Source organism: Bradyrhizobium sp. UFLA01-814 (genome assembly GCF_046718885.1).
Taxonomy (GTDB): domain Bacteria; phylum Pseudomonadota; class Alphaproteobacteria; order Rhizobiales; family Xanthobacteraceae; genus Bradyrhizobium; species Bradyrhizobium elkanii.
Window position 1 is genome coordinate 23,457 of the sequence record NZ_JAQOSR010000114.1, and the last position, 6,860, is coordinate 30,316.

A 6,860-nucleotide genomic window follows, 5' to 3' on the forward strand; every position below is an offset into this window, starting at 1 on the left:
AGCGATCGATCACGTCGCCTCTTGATCGATCGGGCGTTCGGAGCACGGATCATGTCCGAGACACAGGGGACCAACCGGTTCTCGATCTTCCATCATGGGCTGGCGAAAGGGCCGGCCTATGAGGCATGGTGCGAGGGGATCTGCCGCGGCTTCTGCCGGCTCGACGTCGGACCGACCGACGACAACCGCATCGACTGCCACAACGAGTTCACGCTGCTGCATACGGTCGCCATCGCGACGCCGCGCGGCGGCTCGGCCCGCTTCGCCCGCACCCGCGCGCTTCTGAATGACGGCTGCGACGACCTCGTCCTGATCTTTGCGACGCGCGGCACCGTGCAGGTCACGCAAGCGGGCAAGGCGATCGAGCTTCAGCGCGGCCAGATGTGCCTCACTGAGATGAATATCGTCGGCACCGCTGATCTCACCCGGTCGGGCAGCTTTACGACGACGCGGTTTCCGCGGCGCCTGCTGCTCCAGATCGCACCCTCGGCGGAGACGCAACTGGCGCGCCCGCTCGGGCGTGATCCGGCCTTGAGCGCGATGATCGAGCGCTATTCCGCGCTCTGCACCGAGCTTGCCGGCGATCTCGATTTGCCGGGCCAGCAGGCGGCGGCGCATCATCTCGCCGACCTGGTCGGTCTCGTGCTCGGCAGCAGCGCCGAGAGGAAGGAACTGGCGGCACGCGACGGCGTGGCGAAGGCGCGGCTTGATCTGATGAAGGCCGATGTCCTGAAGAATCTCGACAACGGCAAGCTCACGATCGAGGCCGTAGCAAAGGCGAATGCGCTCAGCACCCGGCAGGCGCAGCGCCTGTTCGCGTCCGCAGGAACGACATTCTCGGAGTTCGTCCTCGAGCAGCGTTTGCTGCTGGCGCGCCGGCTGCTGCTGCACGAAGAGGGCGCCGGCCGCAAGGTCAGCGACATCGCCTATACGGCCGGCTTCAACGATCTCTCTTATTTCCACCGCTCGTTTCGCAGGAAGTTCGGCGTAGCACCGGCGGAGATGCAGATGGAACTGGGGCGCCGGCATTGAACGCCGCGTGTCGCTGACGTAGATCAGGAGACCGGCTTCATCGCAACGAGGGCGCTGCCAATGCCTCTGTGGACCTGCGAACAATGCGGCGCGCAATTTCTCGAGACCGCGGCGCCACCGCCGGCTTGCCCGATCTGCGAAGACGAGCGGCAATATGTGAACTGGAAGGGGCAGGCGTGGCTGACGCGCGAGGAGCTCGCGCAGCGCCACAAGCTGGTCTGGCGCGACGATCTCGGTCTCGTCGGGATCGCGCTCGAACCGTCCTTTGCAATCGGGCAGCGCGCGCTGCTGGTGCCGGACCGCGGCGGCTGCGTGATGTGGGACTGCGTGCCGCTGGCGACGGCGGAGGCGATCGCGCATGTCAGATCGCTCGGCGGGCTGAAGGCGATCGCGATCTCGCATCCGCATTATTATGGCGCGGTCGCCGACTGGAGCGCGGCATTCGACAATGCTCCGGTCTATCTGCACGGTGACGACGCGCAATGGGTGACGCGGCCCTATCCGTCGATCGTGCCGTGGCAGGGCGACAGCCATCGCATCTCCGACGACATCCTGCTGGTGCGTGGCGGCGGGCATTTCGCCGGCGCCACCATGCTGCATTGGCGCAAGGGCGCCGACGGGCGCGGTGCGCTCCTGACCGGGGATATCGCGATGGTGGCGATGGACCGCCGCTCGGTCAGCTTCATGTATTCCTACCCGAACTATATCCCGCTCAATGCATCAGCGGTCCGCCGCGTCGCGCGGGCGGTCGAGCCGCTGGCCTTTGAGCGGATCTACGGCGCCTGGTGGGGCAAGAATATCGCTTCCGATGCCAAGGCGGCGTTCGACCGTTCGGTCGAGCGCTATATTGCGGCGATCTCGGACTGACGGTTCCCGCCGCTTGGCTTGCCACGCGGCGCAAGCGCGCTATATCAGGGCTTTCCCGCCCCTTACCGTTTGTCCGAGTTTCCGCATGACCACAATCACCGCTGCCGAATCCCAGCCGTTCCAGGCCGAGGTTGCCGAATTGCTGCACCTGATGGTGCATTCGGTCTATTCCGAGACCGATATCTTCCTGCGCGAGTTGATCTCGAACGCGTCGGACGCCTGCGACAAGCTGCGCTACGAGGCGATCGCCAATCCGTCCCTGATCACGGACGGCACGCCGCCGGAGATCAGGATCGTCCCGAACAAGGCGGCCGACACGCTTGCCGTGGTCGATACCGGCATCGGCATGGAGCGCCAGGAGCTGATCGACAATCTCGGCACCATCGCGCGCTCCGGCACCAGATCGTTCCTGTCGAAGCTCACCGAGGCCAAGGACGGCGCCAACCTGATCGGCCAGTTCGGCGTCGGCTTCTATGCCGCGTTCATGGTCGCCGAGAAGATCGTCGTCACCAGCCGCCGTGCCGGCAGCGACGAGGTGTGGGTGTGGTCGTCGGAAGGCGGCAGCGGCTTCGAGATCGCACCGGCGAGCGAGGAGGCCGCGAGCCGCGTCGCGCGCGGCACCGAGATCGCGCTGCATCTGAAAAAGGACGCCGCCAAATATCTCGAGGCCTACGAGATCGAGCGCATCGTCCGCGAATATTCCGACAACATCCAGTTTCCGATCCTCCTGGTGCCGGAAGAGGGCGAGCCGCGCCAGATCAACTCGGCGAGCGCGCTGTGGCAGCGCTCGAAATCGGAGCTCAAGCCGGAGGATTACGCGCAGGCCTACAAGCAGATCGCCGGTGCCTTCGACGAGCCGGCGATGACGCTGCATTACCGCGCCGAGGGCCGGCAGTCCTACGCCGTGCTGCTGTTCGCGCCGTCGCAAAAGCCGTTCGACCTGTTCCAGGTCGAGCGCAAGGGCAAGGTCAAGCTCTACGTCCGCCGCGTCTTCATCGCCGACGACGCCGAGCTGCTGCCGGCTTACTTGCGCTTCATCCGCGGCGTGATCGACAGCGAGGATCTGCCGCTCAACATCTCGCGCGAGATGCTGCAGAACAATCCGCAGCTCGCGCAGATCCGAAAGGCCGTCACCGGCCGCGTGATCGGCGAATTGGAGACGCTCGGCGAGAAGGAGCCGGAGACCTTTGCCAAGATCTGGGACGCGTTCGGTCCGGTGATCAAGGAAGGCCTGTGGGAGGATTTCGAGCGCCGCGACAAGCTGCTGGCGCTGGCGCGCTTCACCACGACGTCGGGCGAGAACCGCTCGCTGAAGCAGGTTGTCGACGACTTCAAGCCGAACCAGACCGAGATCTATTATCTGGTCGGCGACAGCGTCGAGCGGCTGAAGTCGAACCCGAAGCTGGAATCGGCGCGCGCCCGCGGCATCGAGGTGCTGCTCTTGACCGATCCGGTCGACGCGTTCTGGTCCTCGGCGCCGCTCGATTTCGGCGGTAAGCCGCTGAAGTCGCTGAGCCAGGGCGATGTCGATTTCGGCCTGATCCCGCTTGCCGACGACAAGGACGACAACAAGGACGAACCCGCGGCCGACGCGGCGACCACGATCGCCGTGATCAAGGATGCGCTCGGCGAGCGCGTTTCCGATGTCCGCGCCTCGCAGCGGCTGACCGCGAGCGCGTCGTGCCTCGTCGCAGGCGGCGATGCGCGCGACCGCGCGCTGGAGCGGCTGCTCGCCCAGCAGAACCGCGGCGCGATCACAAAGCCGGTGCTTGAGATCAATTTGCGCCACCCGCTGGTCGCGGCGCTCGCGACCGATACCGCGCAGGCGAAGGACCTGTCGCTGCTGCTGTTCGAGCAGGCGCAGATCCTCGACGGCGAGATGCCCGACGACCCCGCCGCGTTCGCTGGCCGCATGAACCAGCTCGTGCTGCGCGGATTGGGGAAGTAGCAGCCAGATCGTAGCGAGCTCTCTGTTCCGTCATCCTGAGGAGCGCGGAGCGCATCTCGAAGGATGCACGGCCGAGCTGCTGCAGCGGGGCCGTGCATGCTTCGAGATGGCCGCTGCGCGGCCTCCTCAGCATGACGGGACGAAGAGCACTGGCAGTTGCCTACGGTGTCCCGGATTTCGCTGCGCTCCATCCGGGCTACGCATTTCCGAGAATGGCAAGCTGACCGCGCCGCCCCGGCGCTTGACAGGTCGCGGCATATTGATGTTATGTTATAACATAACATCAAGCGAATGCCCCATGTCCCGCCGCCGCCCATCCCTCCAACAACTGTTTGATCTCGATGCAAAAACTCCCCGTCACCATCTTGTCCGGCTTCCTCGGGGCTGGAAAGACCACTTTGCTGAACCACGTCCTGAACAACCGCCGCGGCCTGAAGGTTGCGGTGATTGTGAACGACATGAGCGAGGTGAACATCGACGCCGACCTCGTGCGCGATGGCGGTGCGAACCTGTCCCGGACTGACGAGAAACTGGTCGAGATGAGCAATGGCTGCATCTGCTGCACCCTGCGCGACGATCTGTTGAAGGAGGTGCGCGCGCTCGCCGAGAGCGGCCGCTTCGACTATCTGCTGATCGAATCGTCCGGCATCTCCGAGCCGCTACCGGTCGCCGCGACCTTCGAGTTTCGCGATGAGGCTGGCCAAAGCCTCTCCGACGTCGCGCGGCTCGACACCATGGTCACGGTGGTCGACGCCGCCAATCTGTTGAAGGACTACGTCTCGACCGACTTCCTCAGCCAGCGCGGCGAAGCGCTCGACGGCGACAAGCGCACGCTGGTCGATCTCCTGGTCGAGCAGATCGAGTTCGCGGATGTCGTGGTGCTGAACAAGATCGATGCCGCGACGCAGGCAGAGCGCGAGGCCGCCCGCACCATCGTGCGCGCGCTCAATCCCGAGGCCGACATCGTCGAGGCGACTTTCGCCAAGGTCCCGTTCGACCGTGTGCTCGACACCGGCCGCTTCGCCTATGAGCGCGCGCAGCAGCATCCGCTCTGGCACAAGGAGCTCTACGGCTTCGCCGGGCACGTGCCGGAGACCGAGGAATACGGAATCACGAGCTTCGTCTACCGCGCGCGGCGTCCGTTCGATCCGCTGCGCTTCCACGCCTTCCTGCGCGAGAGCTGGCAAGGCGTGATCCGCGCCAAGGGCCATTTCTGGATCGCAACGCGTCCGGACTGGTGCGGTGAGTTGAGCCAGGCCGGCGCGATCGTGCGGACCGAAGGGCTCGGTTCGTGGTGGGCGGCGATCCCGCGCGAGCGCTGGCCGGATCATCCGGACTGGCGGCTGATGATGCAGCGGAGCTGGAACGATCTCTACGGCGATCGCCGGCAGGAGCTGGTCTTCATCGGCTCCGGCATGAACGAGGACGACATCCGCCGTCGGCTCGATGCCTGCCTCGTCACCGGCAGACCGGGCATGGACCCGCAGGCCTGGGCAGAGCTGCGCGATCCGTTTCCGCCGTGGAGCAGGGCAGGCGAGGCGGCGTGAAACAGTCGCCGTAGCCCGGATGGAGCGGAGCGCAATCCGGGGTCTCTCGCCGCTTGAGAGGTCCCCGGATTGCGCTGCGCTCCATCCGGGCTACGCTTCTAAAACCGGTCCCAACCCGCGCCGTATCTGCTAGACAATCCCGCATCAGGGACGGAAACGGCGCGGCATTGCGATGGCTGGCGGCAGCGAGATCTTCTACGGCGGCATTCCGGTGTTTCGCGGCTTCGCGCGGCTGATGGACCCCGCGCTGTATGCGCGGTTGCCCGATGACTGGACGGTCGGCGTCGCCGACATCGTGGAATCGACCAAGGCGATCGCGGCGCAGCGCTACAAGGCGGTCAACATGGCCGGCGCCGCGGTGGTCGCCGCCGTCACCAATGCGCTGGAGGGCCGCGAATTCCCCTTCGTGTTCGGCGGCGACGGTGCGAGTTTTGCGGTCGCGCCGGCCGATCTCGACAGAGCGCGCGAGGCGCTGGCGGCGACCGCGCGTTGGGTGCGCGACGATCTCGATCTAATACTGCGGGTGGCGCTGGTGCCGATGGCTGCGATCCGCGCCGCGGGCGCCGATGTCCGCGTCGCGCGCTTCGGGCCGTCGGCCAATCTTTCCTATGCGATGTTCTCCGGCGGCGGTCTTGCTTACGCCGATGCCGCGATGAAGCGCGGCGCGTTCGCGGTCGATCCGGCGCCTCAGGGCACGCAGCCCGATTTGTCCGGCCTGTCCTGCCGCTTCGAGGTGATGCCGTCCGCGCGCGGCGTCATCCTGTCGGTGCTGGTGCTGCCGGCGAAGAACGCCGATCCCGCGTCCTTCCGCAACGTGATCGAGGATATCGTCGTCCGCATCGAGAAGAGTCCCGATGCCGGACGGCCGGTGCCGGCCGGCGGCCCGCCGCTGCACTGGCCGCCGCAGGGAATGGAGTACGAGGCGCGCGCTCGGCGCGGCGGCCCGCTCGCGCTGCGGCGCGCCGTGGTGCTCACATTCGCGCTGTGGGCCTATACGCTGATGCGGTTCAACATCCCGGTCGGCAAGTTCGCGCCGAAACGTTATCTGCAGCAGGTCGTCGAAAATTCAGACTTCCGCAAGTTCGACGACGGCCTGCGCATGATCCTGGATTGCACGCCGGAGCTCGCCGCCGACATCGAGCAGCGCCTTGCCGCCGCAGCCGCGCAGGGCATCGTGCGCTATGGCCTGCACGAGCAGGACGCCGCGATGATGACCTGCTTCACCCCCTCGGTGATGCGCGCCGACCACGTCCACTTCATCGACGGCGCCCGCGGCGGCTACGCCTCGGCGGCGACGGTGCTGAAGGCGCGCGCGGTGTAGCGCTGACCAAGCGGCAAGTTCGGTGCACCTCTCCCGCTTGCGGGGGAGGTCGGATCGCATCGAATGATGCGATCCGGGTGGGGGCTCTCTCCACAATGTGACTCGTGGAGCTGTCTCTTATACACATCTCCGAGCCCACGAGACT

5 protein-coding genes are annotated in these 6,860 nt (G+C 66.2%); all 5 read left to right on the forward strand.

Annotation, left to right across the window (positions count from 1 at the left end):
- Positions 1 to 51: 51 nt before the first annotated feature.
- Positions 52 to 1,032, forward strand: a complete 981-nt coding sequence (locus PMN64_RS28970) for an AraC family transcriptional regulator (protein WP_411783120.1) — start codon at positions 52 to 54, stop codon at positions 1,030 to 1,032.
- A gap of 60 nt (positions 1,033 to 1,092) precedes the next feature.
- Positions 1,093 to 1,899 (forward strand): MBL fold metallo-hydrolase, encoded by an 807-nt coding sequence (locus PMN64_RS28975; RefSeq protein WP_411783121.1) that lies wholly within the window; start codon positions 1,093 to 1,095, stop codon positions 1,897 to 1,899.
- An 85-nt stretch (positions 1,900 to 1,984) separates the two neighbouring features.
- The gene (gene htpG, locus PMN64_RS28980) at positions 1,985 to 3,847 is read left to right on the forward strand and encodes a molecular chaperone HtpG (RefSeq protein WP_411783122.1); all 1,863 of its coding nucleotides are present in this window, start codon (positions 1,985 to 1,987) and stop codon (positions 3,845 to 3,847) included.
- A 341-nt stretch (positions 3,848 to 4,188) separates the two neighbouring features.
- Positions 4,189 to 5,394: a zinc metallochaperone GTPase ZigA gene (zigA, locus tag PMN64_RS28985; protein WP_411783123.1), complete on the forward strand. Its 1,206-nt coding sequence runs from the start codon at positions 4,189 to 4,191 to the stop codon at positions 5,392 to 5,394.
- 172 nt (positions 5,395 to 5,566) lie between these two features.
- Positions 5,567 to 6,715 carry a DUF3095 domain-containing protein gene (locus tag PMN64_RS28990; RefSeq protein ID WP_028345413.1) on the forward strand — a complete coding sequence of 383 codons (1,149 nt, stop codon included), beginning with the start codon at positions 5,567 to 5,569 and terminating at the stop codon, positions 6,713 to 6,715.
- Positions 6,716 to 6,860 lie beyond the last annotated feature (145 nt).

What these genes read in the sequence shown, in the direction of transcription:
- PMN64_RS28990 (WP_028345413.1), top strand. Translation starts at nt 5,567, where the DNA reads ATGGCTGGCGGCAGCGAGATCTTCTACGGCGGCATTCCGGTGTTTCGC.
- PMN64_RS28975 (WP_411783121.1), top strand. Translation starts at nt 1,093, where the DNA reads ATGCCTCTGTGGACCTGCGAACAATGCGGCGCGCAATTTCTCGAGACC.
- zigA (WP_411783123.1), top strand. Translation starts at nt 4,189, where the DNA reads ATGCAAAAACTCCCCGTCACCATCTTGTCCGGCTTCCTCGGGGCTGGA.
- htpG (WP_411783122.1), top strand. Translation starts at nt 1,985, where the DNA reads ATGACCACAATCACCGCTGCCGAATCCCAGCCGTTCCAGGCCGAGGTT.
- PMN64_RS28970 (WP_411783120.1), top strand. Translation starts at nt 52, where the DNA reads ATGTCCGAGACACAGGGGACCAACCGGTTCTCGATCTTCCATCATGGG.